This window comes from Streptococcus sanguinis (assembly GCF_019929145.1).
GTDB classification, from domain to species: domain Bacteria; phylum Bacillota; class Bacilli; order Lactobacillales; family Streptococcaceae; genus Streptococcus; species Streptococcus sanguinis_U.
Map to the genome: position 1 here is coordinate 1 of NZ_JAHZOW010000020.1, position 639 is coordinate 639.

At 55.4% G+C, this 639-nt stretch carries 2 protein-coding genes; both read left to right on the forward strand.

What is annotated here, in order from left to right; translation table 11 throughout:
* Positions 1–378, forward strand: a 378-nt coding sequence (gene tnpB / locus K1I94_RS11280) for an IS66 family insertion sequence element accessory protein TnpB (protein WP_398578215.1), incomplete at its 5' end; no start/stop codon positions are given.
* A gap of 19 nt (positions 379–397) precedes the next feature.
* Positions 398–639: transposase (locus tag K1I94_RS11285; RefSeq protein WP_223315340.1), on the forward strand; the 242-nt coding region annotated here is incomplete at its 3' end.

Consider the following 639-nt stretch of genomic DNA (forward strand, 5'->3'; position numbering starts at 1 on the left):
TATCCGCGAAATGAAAGGGAGCAGCCACTGATGATATCTCGCCCTGCCGGTTCGCGTATCTGGCTGGTTGCAGGTATCACCGATATGCGAAATGGCTTTAACGGCCTGGCCTCAAAGGTTCAGAACGTCCTGAAGGATGACCCGTTCTCCGGACACCTGTTCATCTTCCGCGGACGCCGGGGTGACCAGATAAAAGTGTTGTGGGCTGACAGTGACGGACTGTGCCTCTTCACCAAACGCCTGGAGCGGGGCCGCTTCGTCTGGCCGGTCACCCGTGACGGCAAGGTGCACCTTACTCCGGCTCAGTTATCCATGCTTCTTGAAGGTATCAACTGGAAGCACCCGAAACGAACGGAACGCGCTGGAATCCGCATATAACCCGTTGTAAAGTGAGGATATGGACACCTCACTTGCTCATGAGAACGCCCGCCTGCGGGCACTGTTGCAGACGCAACAGGACACCATCCGCCAGATGGCTGAATACAACCGCCTGCTCTCACATCGGGTGGCGGCTTATGCTTCCGAAATCAACCGGCTGAAGGCGCTGGTTGCGAAACTGCAACGTATGCAGTTCGGTAAAAGCTCAGAAAAACTTCGTGCAAAAACCGAACGGCAGATACAGGAAGCACAGGAGCGAAT